Source organism: Pseudomonas sp. NPDC008258, assembly GCF_042956345.1.
GTDB lineage: Bacteria > Pseudomonadota > Gammaproteobacteria > Pseudomonadales > Pseudomonadaceae > Aquipseudomonas.
Genome location: NZ_JBIBGE010000020.1, coordinates 67,404 through 83,688, shown reverse-complemented (window position 1 = coordinate 83,688; position 16,285 = coordinate 67,404). Strand labels below are relative to the sequence as shown.

15 protein-coding genes and 1 tRNA gene are annotated in these 16,285 nt (G+C 53.6%); 10 read left to right on the top strand and 6 right to left on the bottom strand.

All coding sequences use genetic code 11. From position 1 onward, the window contains the following. Positions 1 to 77 precede the first annotated feature (77 nt). Positions 78 to 707: a DUF1780 domain-containing protein gene (locus tag ACFY9W_RS17350; RefSeq protein ID WP_003247546.1), complete on the bottom strand. Its 630-nt coding sequence runs from the start codon at positions 705 to 707 to the stop codon at positions 78 to 80. 156 nt (positions 708 to 863) lie between these two features. Between ACFY9W_RS17350 and ACFY9W_RS17345 the strand changes: the two genes are divergently transcribed. Further along, positions 864 to 1,571, top strand: coding sequence for an energy-coupling factor ABC transporter permease (locus tag ACFY9W_RS17345; protein WP_391132363.1), 708 nt, complete (start codon positions 864 to 866; stop codon positions 1,569 to 1,571). Positions 1,572 to 1,705: 134 nt separating this feature from the next. On the opposite strand, the gene yacG is transcribed toward ACFY9W_RS17345, so the two are convergent. From yacG to ACFY9W_RS17325, 4 genes are read right to left on the bottom strand one after another with little or no spacing between them, the layout of a single operon-like run. Then, positions 1,706 to 1,906, bottom strand: a complete 201-nt coding sequence (gene yacG, locus ACFY9W_RS17340; RefSeq protein ID WP_391132361.1) for a DNA gyrase inhibitor YacG — start codon at positions 1,904 to 1,906, stop codon at positions 1,706 to 1,708. Next, on the bottom strand, positions 1,903 to 2,526 hold the full coding sequence (gene coaE / locus ACFY9W_RS17335) for a dephospho-CoA kinase (RefSeq protein WP_391132359.1): 624 nt from the start codon (positions 2,524 to 2,526) through the stop codon (positions 1,903 to 1,905). The genes yacG and coaE overlap by 4 nt, the downstream gene beginning before the upstream one ends. Then, positions 2,526 to 3,392 (bottom strand): prepilin peptidase, encoded by an 867-nt coding sequence (locus tag ACFY9W_RS17330; RefSeq protein WP_391132357.1) that lies wholly within the window; start codon positions 3,390 to 3,392, stop codon positions 2,526 to 2,528. The genes coaE and ACFY9W_RS17330 overlap by 1 nt, the downstream gene beginning before the upstream one ends. A gap of 2 nt (positions 3,393 to 3,394) precedes the next feature. Then, on the bottom strand, positions 3,395 to 4,603 hold the full coding sequence (locus ACFY9W_RS17325) for a type II secretion system F family protein (protein WP_391132355.1): 1,209 nt from the start codon (positions 4,601 to 4,603) through the stop codon (positions 3,395 to 3,397). Between the two features lie 217 nt (positions 4,604 to 4,820). On the opposite strand from ACFY9W_RS17325, the gene ACFY9W_RS17320 reads away from it, so the two are divergent. From ACFY9W_RS17320 to ACFY9W_RS17280, 9 genes are all read left to right on the top strand, one after another. Beyond that, a complete protein-coding gene (locus ACFY9W_RS17320; protein WP_391132353.1) occupies positions 4,821 to 5,231 on the top strand; it encodes a pilin in 411 nt (136 codons plus the stop codon). Positions 5,232 to 5,302: 71 nt separating this feature from the next. Beyond that, positions 5,303 to 5,378 (top strand) — tRNA-Thr (locus ACFY9W_RS17315). A gap of 343 nt (positions 5,379 to 5,721) precedes the next feature. After that, on the top strand, positions 5,722 to 6,876 hold the full coding sequence (locus tag ACFY9W_RS17310) for a Fic family protein (RefSeq protein ID WP_391132351.1): 1,155 nt from the start codon (positions 5,722 to 5,724) through the stop codon (positions 6,874 to 6,876). A 1,097-nt stretch (positions 6,877 to 7,973) separates the two neighbouring features. Next, positions 7,974 to 8,954, top strand: coding sequence for an integrase domain-containing protein (locus tag ACFY9W_RS17305; protein WP_391132349.1), 981 nt, complete (start codon positions 7,974 to 7,976; stop codon positions 8,952 to 8,954). Beyond that, positions 8,951 to 9,271, top strand: a complete 321-nt coding sequence (locus ACFY9W_RS17300) for a hypothetical protein (RefSeq protein ID WP_391132347.1) — start codon at positions 8,951 to 8,953, stop codon at positions 9,269 to 9,271. The genes ACFY9W_RS17305 and ACFY9W_RS17300 overlap by 4 nt, the downstream gene beginning before the upstream one ends. 356 nt (positions 9,272 to 9,627) lie before the next feature. Next, positions 9,628 to 11,019: a DUF2130 domain-containing protein gene (locus ACFY9W_RS17295; RefSeq protein WP_391132345.1), complete on the top strand. Its 1,392-nt coding sequence runs from the start codon at positions 9,628 to 9,630 to the stop codon at positions 11,017 to 11,019. A 66-nt stretch (positions 11,020 to 11,085) separates the two neighbouring features. Continuing rightward, positions 11,086 to 12,270 (top strand): SIR2 family protein, encoded by a 1,185-nt coding sequence (locus tag ACFY9W_RS17290; protein WP_391132343.1) that lies wholly within the window; start codon positions 11,086 to 11,088, stop codon positions 12,268 to 12,270. Further along, a complete protein-coding gene (locus ACFY9W_RS17285) occupies positions 12,267 to 14,039 on the top strand; it encodes a helicase HerA domain-containing protein (RefSeq protein WP_391132341.1) in 1,773 nt (590 codons plus the stop codon). Before ACFY9W_RS17290 ends, ACFY9W_RS17285 begins: the two co-directional genes overlap by 4 nt. A gap of 8 nt (positions 14,040 to 14,047) precedes the next feature. Beyond that, positions 14,048 to 14,260 (top strand): KTSC domain-containing protein, encoded by a 213-nt coding sequence (locus ACFY9W_RS17280; protein WP_391132339.1) that lies wholly within the window; start codon positions 14,048 to 14,050, stop codon positions 14,258 to 14,260. A gap of 521 nt (positions 14,261 to 14,781) precedes the next feature. Here ACFY9W_RS17280 and ACFY9W_RS17275 read toward each other — a convergent pair. Then, positions 14,782 to 15,612, bottom strand: coding sequence for a hypothetical protein (locus ACFY9W_RS17275; RefSeq protein ID WP_391132337.1), 831 nt, complete (start codon positions 15,610 to 15,612; stop codon positions 14,782 to 14,784). Positions 15,613 to 16,285 lie beyond the last annotated feature (673 nt).

Sequence of the window (16,285 nt, the reverse complement as noted above, 5' to 3'; positions counted from 1 at the left end):
AAGGGCTTGAAACAAATGATAATGCTTTCCATCCCTGGCGCCGAGTGTACGCCATCGCAAACACTCGGTGCAGTGGATCAAAGACTGATACCTACATCAAATACAATGCTGCGCCCCAGGTTGCCGCGCAGAAAGTCTGGCGCGTCGGGGTGGGCAAACAGCACCCGGGCAAAGGTCGGCCCCACCAGCGACAACGACCGCCAGCCCTGGCGCAGGTATTCGGTGGGCGGGGGGAAATGGGTGTTGAGGTCGAGCACTTCGCGCTTCAGGCTGGAAAAGGCGATGATGTCCAGTTCATTCAGCTCCAGCCCGCGCTCCCGGTAGTTGTGTGCCTTTTTGCGCAAGGTCGGCGCCAGGCGCCCCAGCAGCTCGGTGGCACTGATGCGCCGTGGGCGCGCTTCGCGGCGCACCAGTTGCGCCAGGGAAAACGCACTGCGCCGGCGCTGCAACTCTTCGCGCCATTCATCGTTGAGCCGGCGGCCCTCGTCCAGCACAAAAAACACCTCGAACGCTGCGTCGCGGAACAACACGTCTGGCGGCTCTTGCCCGGCCGGGGTGAAGTCTTCGCTGCGATAGGGAATGTTCAACCCCTGCAAAAGGCGCTGGCACACCCAACGCTCCCGTTCCCACTTGCGGGCGTTGGAGAGAAAGGCATTGGCTTGTTCGGCCTGGATGGTAAGCAGGCGCAGGTAGTCTGAGTCATCCATGCCAAGAAGCTTAGCCGCTAATCGATGACGGTAAGATGCTGCTCAAGCGTGGGAATCAGCCAGCACCGGCCATTACTGCTTCCTGCATCGTACGAGGGCGCCAGCCTGACGCAGCCGAAGCAACGGCAGAATGGGTATAGACTTGATTTAACCCACATGGCCGCAAGGGGTATTGTTCAGGTGATCAGCGCGCAGGTGTTGTCCGGCACCACCCTTACCCTTGGCTGGCTGGGTTATGTGCCGCTGTTGGTCTGGGCGGTCAGTCGCGTGCGCTGGGTTGAGCTGTTTACCGACCGCCGCCGCCAGCACCTGTTGTTTGGCACCGTGTTTTGCCTGTTTGCGCTGTGGTTGGTCAGGCGTGATTTCGATACCGGGGTGTCGTACCACTTTATCGGCATGACGGCGGTTACCCTGTTGCTGGACTGGCCATTGGCGGTGCTGGGTGGGTTCATGGCCCAGCTCGGTTTGCTGGCATTGGGGCGGCAGGACCTGGCGGCGCTAGGGGTGAATGGCTTGTTGCTGGTGGGCTTGCCGGTGCTGGTTACCGAGGTGTGCGCGATAGTGGTCGAACGGGCGCAGCCCCGGAACCTGTTCGTTTATATCTTCTGTTCGGGGTTCTTCCCCGCAGCACTGACCGTGTTGGTTTGCGTGCCTGCGGCGCTAGGGTTGCTGTGGCTGGATGGGCGCTTTGCCATGCCGGAGTGGCTCAGCGACTTTGTCGGTTACCTGTGGCTGATGATGTTCCCCGAGGCGTTCATCAACGGCATGGTGATCAGTGCGCTGGTGGTGTTTTGCCCGGAGTGGCTGGAAACCTTCAACCGCACGCGGTATTTGCAGGCGCCGTGGAAGGAGGATGAGCGTTGAAGTCTGGGTGGCTGTGCAGGCCTCTTCGCGGGCACGCCCGCTCCCACAGGAAAGTGCGCAAACTGAACGCCATGCAGTACCTGTGGGAGCGGGCGTGCCCGCGAAGAGGCCTGCACAGCCACCTTGAAACCCGCTTAATGCCGCGGCTCCAGGTCCCCCGAATACAGCTCATCCTCAGACTCTTCAGCCCCCGGAATCTTGTGTTCTTCAGCCGCCCAGGCCCCCAGGTCGATCAGCTTGCAGCGGTCTGAACAAAACGGCCGGAACGCGCTTTTTTCGCTCCATTCCACAGGTGCGCCACAAGTCGGGCAGTCGACGGTCAATGGCTGGCTCATGGCTGGCCTCCTTTCAATGTCAGGTAAAAGTGGTGCAGGCGGTCAATCTGCTGATGCAGCGCGGCCAGGTCGCCGTCATTGACCACCACATCATCGGCATGGCGCAGGCGCTCATCACGGGCCAACTGGGCCTGCAAAATGGCCTGCACCTGCTCGGCACTGGTGTTGTCCCGCGCCAGGGTACGGGCTATTTGCAGCTCCTGCGGCGCATCGATCACCAGCACGCGCTGGGTCTTATGGTATTGCCCCGATTCGATCAGCAACGGCGACACATATACCGCATACGGCGACTGTGCCTTGGCCAGGTAGCTGAAAATCTCCTGCCCGATCAGCGGGTGCAGCAGTTGCTCCAGCCATTTGCGCTGCGCCGGGTCGGCGAAGATCAGCTGGCGCAGGGCGGCGCGGTCGAGCTGGCCGTCCGCCTGCAGCACGCCAGGGCCGAAACGCTCGACGATGCTGGCCAAGGCCGGGCGGCCAGGCTCAACCACCCACCGCGCTGCCTGGTCGGCGTCGACCAGGTGCACGCCAAGCTCGACGAAACGCTCGGCAGCGGCGCTCTTGCCGCTACCAATGCCGCCGGTGAGGCCGAGAATCCACGGGGTAAAGGCTGCAGTGGCCATCAGTATCCAAGCAGTTGCATGTAAGAGGCGACTATTTCATCACCCCAGAGCACAGCAATCCACCCCGCAATCGCCAGATAAGGCCCGAATGGCATCGCAGTGCCCATGGCATGCCGACGCAAACGCAGCAGGCACAGGCCAACCAGCGCCCCCACCACCGACGACAACAGCAGCGTCAACGGCAACACCTGCCAGCCACCCCAGGCCCCGATCAGCGCCATCAGCTTGAAGTCGCCATAGCCCATGCCTTCCTTGCCGGTGACCAGCTTGAACACCCAGTACACCGACCACAGGCTGAGATACCCGGCCACCGCGCCCCACAGCGCGTCGGTCAACGGCACATAAAGGCCGAAGGCGTTCACGATCAGCCCCAGCCACAGCATCGGCAGCACTAGCACATCCGGTAACAGCTGGTGCTCGGCATCGATCAGGCTCAGCGCCAGTAGGCACCAGGTAAGCGGGAGTGCCAGCAAGGCCTCGGCCGAAGCGCCAAAGCGCCACGCCACCACCAGCGACAGCAGCGCGCTGGCGACTTCGACCACCGGGTAGCGCGGGCTGATACGGGTTTTGCAGGATGAACAGCGGCCTCGCAACGCCAGGTAACTAATGACTGGAATATTCTCCCAGGGGCGAATCTGATGCGCACACTGCGGGCAGCGGGAGGCAGGCAGGCACAGGTCGAACCGTTCATGTTGCGCAACCGGCAGCCCCAGTACCTCTTGGGCCTCACGCTGCCACTGCCGATCCAGCATGATCGGCAGCCGATACACCAACACATTGAGAAAACTGCCCACCAGCAGGCCTAGCAGCGTGGCCAGGGTGAGGAAGTACGCCGGCTGCTCAGCCAGCAAAGTCCATAAAGTCATGTTCAGATCAAACTACCCAACTGGAAGATCGGCAGGTACATCGCCACCACCAGGCCACCGACCAGCACGCCCAGGATCAGCACGATGGCCGGCTCCAGCAGGCTGGTCAACTGGTCCAGCGCCTGGCTGACCTGTTCCTCGTAATGGCTGGCGGCCTTTTCCAGCATCTGCTCCAGTGTGCCGCTGGATTCACCGATGGCGGTCAGCTGCACCAGCAGCGGCGGAAACAGCGGCTCAGCCGCCATCGCCACGTTCAGCCCCTGCCCATTGGCCATACCTTGGCGCAAGCGCAACACCGCCTGCTCATGCAGGTCGCCCCCGGTTACACCAGCCACCGTACCCAATGCATCAAGCAACGGCACCCCGGCCCCGTAGGCCGTTGCCAGGCTGCGTGCGAACCGCGCCAGTGCCGCTTGCCCCAGCAACTTGCCGAATACAGGTAATGCCAGCACGCGTCGAGATATCCACAGCCGTGCTGGCGCATGCTGCCGGTAAAGCTGGCGCACGGCAAAACCTAGCACCACCCCCATTACCAGCAACAGCGGCGCAAACCGACTGAGCCCTGTGGACAAGTCGATCACCCACTGGGTAAAGGCTGGCAACGCAGCGCCCAGGCCCGAGAACATGCTCTCGAATTTGGGGATAACCTCCAGCAACAATATCGCTGACACCCCCAACCCGGTAAGCAACAGCAGCAGCGGGTAGATCATCGCCTTGCGCACCTTCTTGTGCAGCGCCCGCCGGTTTTCCAGCATGCCCGCCAGTTGCTCCAGCTGCCGATCAAGCGTGCCAGACTGCTCGCCCACCCGCACCAGGTTGCAGTACAACGCATAGAACCACGCCGGGTGGCGCTGCAACGCGTCGGCCAGCCCCAGGCCCGAAGCCACATCCTGTTTCAATCTTTGCAGCAACGCCGCCTGCGCCGCGTCGCAGCCACTGCGCCCCATCACCTCGAACGCCTGCAACAACGGCACCCCGGCCTTGAGCAAGGTCGCCAATTGCCTGCTGAACCCGGCCGGGTCAGCCTTCGCCCGCTGCTTTGGCAGGCTGAGTTTCAGCCCACTGGCCGGGCGCAAACTGGCCACCGTGATGCCCTGGCGGATCAGCCCCGCACGCACATAAGCCGGGCTGCGCCCAGGTGTTTGGCCACTGACCGGCGTGCCGTTGGCGTCAGTGCCGCGCCAACTGTAAAGGTGTGTGGATGAGGTCATGCAAAGGTCCTTTTTGTGCCCGTACGACAAGCCTGGAAACAGCTTGCCGCGTCCATGCAGGGGCGTACGTCCGTGATGCTCACTAGAGTAGTTCAGCGAAGATGACGCCCAAGCGGGCAGGGGTGACAAAAGGTGTCTGTTCAGGCCTACTGCGCCGCTGCCGCTTGGGGCGCGACCGACCTCAATGCGTAAGCGAACACACAAGGGAAATACGTTCATGAAAGGGCAACGCGGTATCACCCTGATCGAACTGATGATCGCCATCGCGATCATCGGCATTCTGACCACCATCGCCTTACCGATGTACACCAACCACCAGGCCCGCGCGAAGGCCGCGGCCGGGTTGCTGGAGATCAGCGCGCTGAAGACGGCGATGGATTTGCGGTTGAACGACGGGAAAGACGTGGCGGATGTGGCTGCGCTGGGTGGCCAGCCGAAGACGACGCATTGTGCGATTACCGCGAGCGGCAAGGCGGCGGATGGCACCGCCAGCATTGCGTGCACGCTGGTGGACGCGCCGGCCAATGTGGTGGGCAAGGCACTGACCCTGACGCGCTCGACCAGCGGGTGGGCGTGTACTACCGATATTGAGGAAGACCTGGCGCCCAAGGGGTGCAAGGGGGCCTGAGGGTAGGGGATTACACTAGTGGAAACAGGGGTTTGCGTTGCGGGTGTGAGCAGTGGTACGTTGCGCTACACGCCGGTGTAGCTCAGTCGGTAGAGCAGCGCACTCGTAACGCGAAGGTCGCAGGTTCGATTCCTGTCTCCGGCACCATTCAAAGACCTGATTGCCACCTCCCGTAATCAGGCCCCGGGCATCAAACGCCCCTGTACTCCCGGATTATCCCAGTCGTCCAACAGCACGTGATCCCCTCTGTGGGAGCCGCGCTTGCCGGCGATGGGCTGCGAAGCAGCCCCAATTCCCCAGGCTGCCAGGCCCCCACACCCTGTCACGCTCAACTCCGTGCCTATTCGACTTATCGATGTGCCTTTTCAACTTAAGGTTGCGCGGCTTTCGAGATAATGCTTTTCTTCGATAAGCCTTAAACCCAATGATTTCGGGCTATTAAGCACGAAAATTAGAGATAGTCTGAAAGCCGCTTAGAGATAATTCATAGATGCCGCAGTTTTCTCACCACGATCTCCAGTTGCTGAACCCATCCTTCGACTCGCCCCTGGTCGACGTGCTGAGCGAGCTTGAGTTCCTGCGCAGGCTAAGGCTGGAAGGCGATACCCCGGCACCGGTTTTCTTCCAGCTCAAGGATATCTTCCACACGCTGGAGAGCTTGGGGTCTGCCCGAATCGAGGGTAACCACACCACACTGGCGGACTACATCGACAGCAAAGTCGAGGGCACTGCTGAAAGCACCGATCAGTTGCTGGAGGTTGCCAACATCGAGAAGGCGATGGATTACATCGAACAGGTGATGCAGCCCGGTGTAGACCTGACCGAGCACATGATCCGCGAGTTGCACGCCATGACCGTGGTCGATTTGCGGCGCGAAGGGGACCGCACACCTGGCGCCTACCGCGAAGGGTCGGTGCGTATTTCGCAGTCGGATCACCTTCCGCCTGAGGGGCTGCTGGTGCCGCAGTACATGCAGGAGCTGGTCAGCTTCATCAACCGTGAGGATTCGCCGAAGTATGCATTGATGAAGGTTGCCCTTGCACACCATCGGTTCGGCTGGATTCACCCGTTCGGCAATGGCAACGGCCGGGTGGTAAGGCTGCTCACGTATGCGTTGCTGATGAAATACGGTTTCAACGTGAACGTGGGCGGCAGGGTGCTGAACCCAACTGCCGTGTTCTGCAACGACCGCGAGAAGTATTACGCCATGTTGGGGATGGCCGATACCGGCACCGCAGCCGGGCTGGAGGCGTGGTGCATTTATGTGCTGGAGGGCATTCGGGATGAGCTGGAAAAGGTGGACAGGCTTACCCAGTATGGCTACCTGACAAAATCGATCTTGTCCCCTGCCGTGAGCTATGCGCGCAGCCGGGAATGGATCACCGCAGTCGAAGAGCAGATTCTGGACTGTGCGATAAGCATGAAAGTGGTGAAGTCTGGCGACATCGCACGGGCGGTTCCCAAGCTTACTGCGGGCCAGCGGACCTACCAGATCAAGAACCTGGTGGAGCAGGGCATGTTGATACCAGTTAGCCCAGGCTCCAGGCAGTACACGATCGGGTTCTCGAACAATTACCTGATACGGGGTGTGATCAAGGCGTTGAGAGGCCAAGGTTTCATACCCGAGCCACTCGATAAACCCTGAGATGTGCCTCCCGCTGCAATCTCCAGCATTACCTGGTCACCCGCAGCAACAATCTGCCAAAGCGGATGGTTTGACCCTCCAGGCCAAATCTCCGAGGATGAACCCCGAGGACTGCAATTGTGCGTTTTCGGGCATGGCTTGCCAGTAATCGGCCCCCCGAATCTGGCAGCAGTGAAGCTGGCGCTCACTGACGTAGGGACAGTCGATAGGCCCCACCATACGGCCGATGATTCGACTGGGTTCTGACCTGAAGGATGGTGAATTCGGAAACTAAAGAATCGCTGCGACTACAGCCTCAATGAACATCAGAGGGCGACCCAGAAAGGGTGGCCTTGCAGAGCCACTAGCAAGCTGAGCACTCAGACATCAGGTGAGAACCATGTGGGAGCGGCCTTGCGTCGCGAAAGGGCCGCTAAGCGGCCCCGACAATTTATGCAATGTCGCCGAAATCCCAGACCTGCGCCGCAACCCACCCCACCACCAGAACCTGTATCGCCCTCGCATGCAGCCCGGCTCTAAAGGTGAGAGCAACTGTCTTGCTCAATTTTCAAAAGCTGGCGCGAACTCCTGTGGGAGCGGGCTTGCCCGCGAACACGGGCGAAGCCCGTGCCATCCACTCCAGACATCAAAGTTATCCGCTACGCCCGTGTATTTATTCCGAAACGGCACTGGCGTATCTATCAGTCCTCCAGACCGACTTGAACAGGGCTCTACGGTAACTTCCCTCGTGACAATCGGCGTGACAAACGCCGATGTCACCAGCAACAGCCATGTAGATGATGGTGCCGCATACCAAGGAATGGACTACACCTGACTGACAGTCAGGCATGCCCCGGTCATCGCATTGCTGCTTGCACCTGGCTCAGGATCTCGCGGCACTGGTCTCGTCAGCCAATGCAGCCTCCACCCGCCCACCGGTAACGGTGCTCAGGAGGCCAGATCATGAGATGCCCTTGCTCCCGGACGTAAGGAGCCGACAGTCCCGCGTAGTGGACATTCCCCACAGGTCGCAGGGGCCTTGATCCCTGATAACACTCAGCATTCTTGGCGGGATGACGTGGGGCGAGGATCGGAGATCGGAAGATGAGGTGACCAACATGGCATTGGTGGGCAGACGCGATGGCCGCAATTTCGGCTACGGCAGGCAACTGAGCTATGCAGGGCCGCAGGCGTTGAAAGACATGTTCGGCGGCGGCCACTACGGCACGGTGAAGGCACACTGTGATCGGTGGCAGGCATTCGTGAAGTGGTGCCGCTCAGAACAGGGGCCGGGTATCAATGATGCGCGGCAGATTGATCGGAAGGTGTTGGCGGACTATGCGGCGTATCTGCGCGACGTGGTTAGGCGCGGTGACCTTGCTGTCAGTACCGCACAAAACCGCCTATCCAGCGTTAACAGGACCATGGTGGCGCTTCGCAGCGATCAGTGTGTGAAGTTGTCAAGTCCGAGCAAGGCGTTGGGTATGCAGCGCAGAGGGGTTCGCCAGTCAGTGCCGCAGGGCCAAAACCGCGAACAGGTTAAGCAGATCGCCGATGCGCTTTGCAGCCGACATCAGCTCCGGGCCGCCGCGATCGTTCTGTTGGCGCGAGCCACCGGCATGCGCTTGCGTGAGGCCATCTTGGCTGACCTGCCACGGCTAAGCCGTGAGGCTAAGGAACTAGGCAGGATCAACATTCAGGATGGCACCAAAGGCGGCCGCGCCGGCGCCTCGGCGCCACGATGGATTGAGGTGGACGACCATGTTCGAGGTGCGCTTGGGTTTGCAGGGCAGGTGTCGCCTACAGGTAGCCGCAACCTGATTGCGCCACACGAAAGCTATCTGAATGTTCTGCAAGAATTCATTCGCCCAGCGTGGCACATCCTGCATGTACACAACCTGAAAGGCTTCCATGACTTACGAGCGGCGTATGCATGTGAGCGCTATGAGCACATCACTCAACACCGCGCACCTATCAATGGCGGACAATGTTGCCAGATAGATAGGTGTCTTGATCGTGAGACCCGAAGGCAAATCAGCTACGAGCTGGGGCACGGCCGGATCGATGTGGTCGCGGCCTATATTGGAGGGTGGAAATGAGTAAACCCTTCGATATGGAGCTGTTCTTGACGGGCGTTCTGACCGGGTCGCAGGCAACGCGAAAACGCCATTTGCGCCAGGCAAAGATCATGCAGGCTGAAATCGCGAAGCGCTGGCAACGAGAGACACCTTGGGCTTGGCGGAGAAAGCATGTGGACTGGTTTCTCGAGCATCGCATGAGCCGCTCGAGCGAGGGGACACGGTATTACTACGGATTGACGGTGCGGCTGCTTGCTCGCCGTTTAAAAAAGTCATGGGTCTTCAACCGCAAAGCGGCGCGTAGAGCACGAGCTAAAAGTAGACGAACCTTCGAATAGTCCTTAGTGGCCAGAACTAAGCTGGGCTCGGCCCAGAAAAAAATCTGATGGCCAACGGTTGGCGTATCGCTGAACAAAAAAATCAATGAGCATTTAGTCTGAGTAGCGAGCAATGTTAAACCGAGCTTAGGTTCTAAGAAAAACTGACCCAAGCACTGGTAGAGGCCCCAGTCTAATGCAGACCCTTGGTTTGTCCGCCTTGATGGCACGTGGCCATGTGCTAGAGTCGCTAGGGGGCAGAGGGGCTGGCAACGGTCTTGCAGATGTGCAGGCACACAGGTAAGCAAAGTGCGCTGACCAAACTGAAACCTAGACGTTGAACTTTGTGAAATATAAAAATTGCACGGAGGCGAAACATGCACGAAATTATCTGTCCGCATTGTGCTAAGGCTTTCAAAATTGATGAGGCTGGATACGCAGATATCCTCAAGCAGGTTCGGGACAACGACTTCGAAAAACAATTGCATACGCGACTTGAGTTAGCGGACAAGGAAAAACGGAATGCCGTTGAAATAGCAACAGCAAAGGCCGCTAGCGAATTGCAGAAGGCCGAAGCAGCCAAGGATTCAGTAATTCAAGAATTACAATCCAGGATTGACTCTGAAGAGCTTGCACGCAAACTCGCCATCAGTGAGGCTTTGAGTGCTGTAGAGAAAGAACGAGATACGCTTGCCTCTAAACTTGAGCAAACTCGCCTAGAACAAGAATCCGCATCTAGGTTAGCTGAGGCAAAACTGCTAAACGAGTTGCAGAAGACCACAGCGGGAAAAGACTCTAAAATTCAAGAATTAAAAACCAAGATTGAGAGTATAGAGATCGAAAAAAGGCTTGCGATAGCTGATGCCGTCAGCTCTGTCGAGAAAGAACGGGACAAACTGCAAAGTGGTCTCGAGAAAGCCGAACTAGAAAAATTGCTTGCAGAAAAATCGCTCAAAGATAAATACGAAACACAGATCAAAGACCGTGACGACGCTATCGAGCGCCTCCGAGACATGAAGGTGCGTTTATCTACAAAGATGGTTGGTGAAACTCTCGAGCAGCATTGTGAAACAGAGTTTAATCGAATTCGAGCCACAGCTTTTCCAAGAGCATACTTTGAAAAGGACAATGACGCACGAACCGGAAGTAAAGGGGACTATGTTTTTCGCGATTGGGACGAAGCGGGAACAGATATTGTTTCTATTATGTTCGAAATGAAAAACGAGGGCGATCAAACTACGACCAAAAAAAAGAATGAAGACTTTCTGAAGGAGCTTGATAAAGATCGCATAGAGAAAGGGTGTGAGTACGCTGTACTGGTTACTCTCCTAGAACCTGATAGTGAGCTATATAATATGGGGATAGTAGATGTTTTCCATAGATTTCCAAAAATGTACATAGTCAGGCCTCAGTTCTTTATTCCAATAATTACATTGCTGCGAAATGCTGCAGTGAACTCTCTGCAGTACAAGTCTGAGCTTGCGCTTATGAAAGCTCAAAATATTGATATCACAAATTTCGAAACTGAGCTTGAGACATTTAAATCAGCATTCGCAAAGAATTATGATTTGGCCTCAAGAAAATTCCAAATAGCAATAAGCGAAATTGATAAGTCAATTGAGCACCTTCAAAAAACCAAAGAATCACTGCTAGGTACTGACCGAAACCTTCGTCTGGCGAACGACAAGGCGCAGGATGTTACGATCAAAAAGCTTAATCGCGGCAATCCAACCATGGCAGCTAAATTTGCCGATTTAAAGGCTACCTAGCAGAACCAAGGAAGCGAACTTCTGCTGTCAATATGCATTCGTCGACTCAATGTAACAGGTGAAATTATGGAAAATACCTCGCACAATCCCGATCAGCACATGTTTGGATTTCGTCAGCTTGCTACAAATGGACGAAAGAAAATAGGGTTATTGATTGGTGCAGGGGCGCCTGTCAGCATAAATGTAGGTGACGCAGAAAATTGGAAGCCACTGATACCAAATATTGCCGGCCTAGAGAAAATCGTCTTAGGAGATCTGACTGACAGTCAACGTGAAGTCTACAATCAGATTAAATCATCATTTCCGGATTCAAACTTAGAAAAGGTTCTTTCGCGTGTCAGAATGCTTGCTGAGGTAATCGGGGAAGGGAAGCTTTTTGATTTTACGGAAAAAGACTTTTCGGCATTATCTGAAGCAATATGCAATTCGATTAGGGATGTGGTTTCCCAAGACTTGCCACTAGGAAAAAATCCGTACTCAGAACTTGTTTCGTGGATTAACGGGATAAACAGAAAATATGCTGTTGAAATATTTACAACAAACTATGATCTTTTGATAGAGAATGCACTAGAGCGAGCTAAAACACCTTATTTTGATGGCTTTAGCGGATCCAAGAGTGCTTTTTTTGATCCTTCAAGTATTTCAAAAAATGATTTGCCGCCCCGTTGGGTAAGACTTTGGAAACTTCATGGTTCAATTGGCTGGGAAACAAATTCTAAGGGTGAGGTTGTACGTGTGCCAGATTCAAAAAACGCTAACATGGTATACCCATCGCACATAAAATATGATCAAACACAAGCCGCTCCGTTCTCTTCTCTTTTTGAGCGCCTGAAAAATTTCATCCTTGAACCTGATACATTAATTTTAAGCGCCGGATTTTCTTTCGCTGATGCCCACATTTCCTCACGCTTGCTTGAGTGTCTGATGGCTAACCCAACTGCGGCACTATTTGCATTTCAATTTAATAATTTAGAAAACGAATCGGCTGCAAAGGAGTTGGCGCTCAAATGTCCAGGGATAAGTGTTTTTTGTAGTGATGGCGCTGTAATCAATGGGGTGGAGGCAAAGTGGAAAATCGGCACTCCTCCAACTAAGAACTGGCATGAAATACGAGCGGAATACTATAAGGATAGTAAATTCTTGCTCGGGGACTTTCTTCGGTTAGCTCGCTTTCTGGCAACTGCTGGTAGCGACGTTTCTCAAGATGCAGTTCATCCCGTATCTCAGGAAGTGAAAGAGGAGGAGGTATGACAAATATCCAGCCAACATTTCTTGGGGTCGTCAGTGCGGTTTCGAGCTCTTCGGTGGCCGTCGATCTAGCTGCCTCTGTGGAGTCTGGAATTGTCGTTCTAGAAGGACGCAATTATCGAATCGGGCAAGTAGGAAGTTTCGTAAAGATTCCGCTAGGATATAATCAACTTTATGGAGTGATCTCTGAGTCTAGTGAAACATCGACGGTCGATGCTGAGTCAAAAATTTCTTCAGATAGAAAATGGATAAAAGTGGAGCTGGTGGGAGAGTCTATTGGAGGGAACTTCGATAGGGGGATAAGTGAGTATCCAAGCATCGGCGATCATGTTCATTTTGTCGTTGAAAGTGATCTGAAATTAATTTTCCGAAAGAATGTGAATAGTCACTTTCAAGTCGGTCGCTTGTCCAGCTCGGAGGGCATTGAAGTAAGTTTGGATCTTGATAAGCTTGTTGCTCGCCATTCCGCAATCCTTGGGTCTACAGGATCCGGGAAGTCAACCAGCACGGCCAGCATTCTCCGTTCGATGGTGGTCAAATCTGATGGTTCGCCCTTACCATCCGCTAGAGTTTTGCTAATAGATATCCATGGTGAGTATGGCCCAGCCCTTAGTGACATCGCTAAGACTTTTTCAATTATGCCCTCAGGCGAAAATCAGCTGTATATTCCGTTTTGGTGTATCTCGCCAGATAAACTTGTTGAGTTTCTCTGCAATAGTCCTAACGATTCTCAACGTTCTCTTTTCATGGATAAGACTGTTGAGGAGAAGAAGCTTGGAGTCGCCGAGAATGATATACCCAATATAGATGCTGACAAAATAACGAGTAATACGCCACTGCCGTATAGGTTAAAAAAGATATGGTATGACCTGTGTTATGAGGATAGTGTTAACTATAACGATTCGGCCATGACTGTTCCTGCGTATGTCCCCGGGGGAGAAGGGAATTTCACTGACCTGATAGCACCTAAATTTCTCCCTCCTGGCGCTGGTACAGCGCTCCCAAAGAAGGGCGGAACTGGGGCAATGAAGCGGCAGCTTGATTTAATGAAATCAAGGATGCTAGATACACAATATTCATTCTTGTTAGAGCCCGGTGATTGGAATCCAGATAGTAACGGGATAATTGAGAAAGATTTAGATGGCCTTCTGAATGATTGGCTTGGGCATGATAAGCCCATAACCATATTTGACTTGTCAGGCATGCCCTCTGCGCGACTGACACTTCTTTTAGGGGCGGTACTAGATATTATCTTTGAATCCGCAATCTGGGGGAGAAATGTCACTGAAGGAATGCGTGAACGCCCGCTTCTTGTCGTTCTTGAGGAAGCCCACCGTTATCTTGGTAAGTCAGAGAGCGGGCACTCGAAAGAAATGGTACAACGGATCGCGAAAGAAGGTAGAAAGTTTGGTGTTGGTGCTATGATTGTTAGTCAGCGCCCGTCAGAGATAGATGAGACAATTTTGTCTCAGTGCGGAACTATTATATCATTGCGTATAAATAATTCGACGGATCGTGGCATAGTCAAAGCCGCTATGTCTGATGGCTTAGCTGGAATTGTCGACTCCCTCCCCATTCTTAGAACAGGAGAGGCAATTATAGTTGGAGAAGCAGCACAGCTTCCAACGCGGTGTAGATTTAACGTTTTGCCAGATGGGAAGTACCCAAATAGCGGGGATCCGCAAATTGGGGAGAAATGGAGCTCTGCACGAAATAATGAGGACTACTCTAGGCTCGTCAGAGCGTGGAGAAATCAAGATAGTGCACAATAGGAGGCGTTATGGAACGTGTATCTGTTAGCTCTTCGAATATTGCATCTGTTGGCCATGATGAGTCCTCGCAGACTCTTGAGGTTGAGTTCCTAAGTGGAGCGGTATATGAATATTACGACGTACCTGAATATGTCTACCAAGAGTTGATATCCGCATCTTCCGTCGGGGGGTACTTTGCGCAGCGGATAAAAAATGTTTACGGGTTCTCGCGCTCAGGGTAGCACCTTGCGTAGAGCTTATTTTTTAACTAAAGCTGCGCATACAGTTCTTTACTTATAGTGGGCAACATTATGATGCGGGCGTTGCTAGTTAATGCGTGGCTTTAGATTGTTTCTACACTTGTGGCTCTCTAACGCAGCAAGTAAAGCCTTATATGAAAGATGGAAATGGCCATGATTTATAGAATCCCATCGCTTGCAGGTTGGCACCACGCTGGTAGCTAGGACGTCCCGAGTTATAAGTCATAGATAGCTGTTTTATTTGTTATTCTTGCTTAGAGGCCCGTCACGTTTTTAACTGAACTAAAAACGCGCATGAATTCGGTCCCGTTAGATGTCTGTCTTCACGCAGGCTTCGAACCATACGAAAAAATGCTTGACAGCCACAGGTGTCTTCATTTAAATTCCGGCTCGAACCAGTAGCTCAGTTAGTTAGAGCGCTTACATGTACATGTAAGAGGTCGTGGGCGCGAATCCCACCTGGTAAAAAGCTTTCATAGAGAGCTTTTTACAGGTGATTTCCATTATGTAATTAATTTTCTTGGTACAGGCTGTTTCTGAGCCCCTGCTTTCACCACTAATGTTAGTGGGTCGCAAATTTCAAATCGCTCATTTCGCCAGTCTAGTTCTTCTCCAGCTGAAAAGTCCTCTAGCTCTAATCCTGAAAAATACTTCTTGCCCTGCCATATCACCCCTAACTGCTTAGGCAGGCCAGACCTGTAAATTGCAATCAGTTGCGGTGCGCCGCCCGATAGCGGGTCATCTCCGCTATTAATCGATGAACAGAATGCACCAAAGACACTGCGACTAGTGTTTTGAATGTCAGTTTTCTGCCAGCGGTAGTCCCAGTTTTTCATAGAGTTACTTCCAGATCCTGCCTCCCCTATAAGACCAGACCGGGGGCCTAACACAGGGTCGCTAGGGAATCTCATTACTTCGGAACTTACGATTTTTGGGTTGTCGCTGAATACACGGCCCGCATGAAACTCACACGTCATTCCTTCACCTGTTCGAGAGATGTAAAATATCTGAAAAGGTCTTTTTTGTGACGCAGGATACTCTTTGAAGCTTACTTCCACGCTTCTGCGAATTCGTTCTAGCTTGTCATGAAAGTTACTGCACGCGGCAAGCATTTTGTTGGCATCTATTCTCTGGCATAATGGGCCAAGAACTAGAAGCGGAAATAGCACATCTCCACAGAATCCAAAAGCCTCAGGTGAAGACTGTGCAGTAAAAAGTTTCCCGCCGTAATTCCACTGATCTGCTGCTCCCCATGAAATCCGGCTATCACTTGCCAAATAGATTGATGCAGGTCCTCTTTGGTCTACACCAAGCCATGAAATCAAGGTAGTCATAATTTGTCCTGTGTGCTTTGCATTTAAGCACTAATATCTGATTTTAAATGGAGAGAATTTCAAGCTGCTTGATTGGTATATTATGACCGATTAGGCAGCGCTCTCAGTCTTGGTTTTAGAGATAGAGGAGTTCTGGCTTCGTTTGATCATAGCTATTTTCTTTGAGGCTTTCAAGAATTAGATTTATTTAAAAGTCGTCTACGTATATATGAGTCGCCACTGATTCCCTATGCACTATCTAAACTCAGAAAATGGCATTTCCTCGTAAGCTGCGCGACGCAAAGGTCTGCTATGGAGCGTTTTATGCCGTTCCCCAACCTAGTATTGAAACGAGTGGTCGCAGCGCTCATTGGAACTCGATTCCCAGTTCGATTCCACGGAAAGCCATAACTAGCTGATTTATTTATAGGTACTCTATGGGGTATCTATAAATATCCACCGACTTCCAGCCCCGTATAAACCGGGCCCTCCCGGCCTACAACCGTCCGTCTGTCTCCGCAACGCTCAAATTGCCAGTTTTGGCACCTCAGCATGCACTCCCTTCGACTGTCTTTTGCCTACAGATCTTCACGACCTTTCACACAACGCGAACCTTGCATCAGAGCCCCTACAGCGATACCTTTCTCCAGTCGCGGCCAATTCCGCGACCGGGTTTGGCGACCCGAACGAAAAG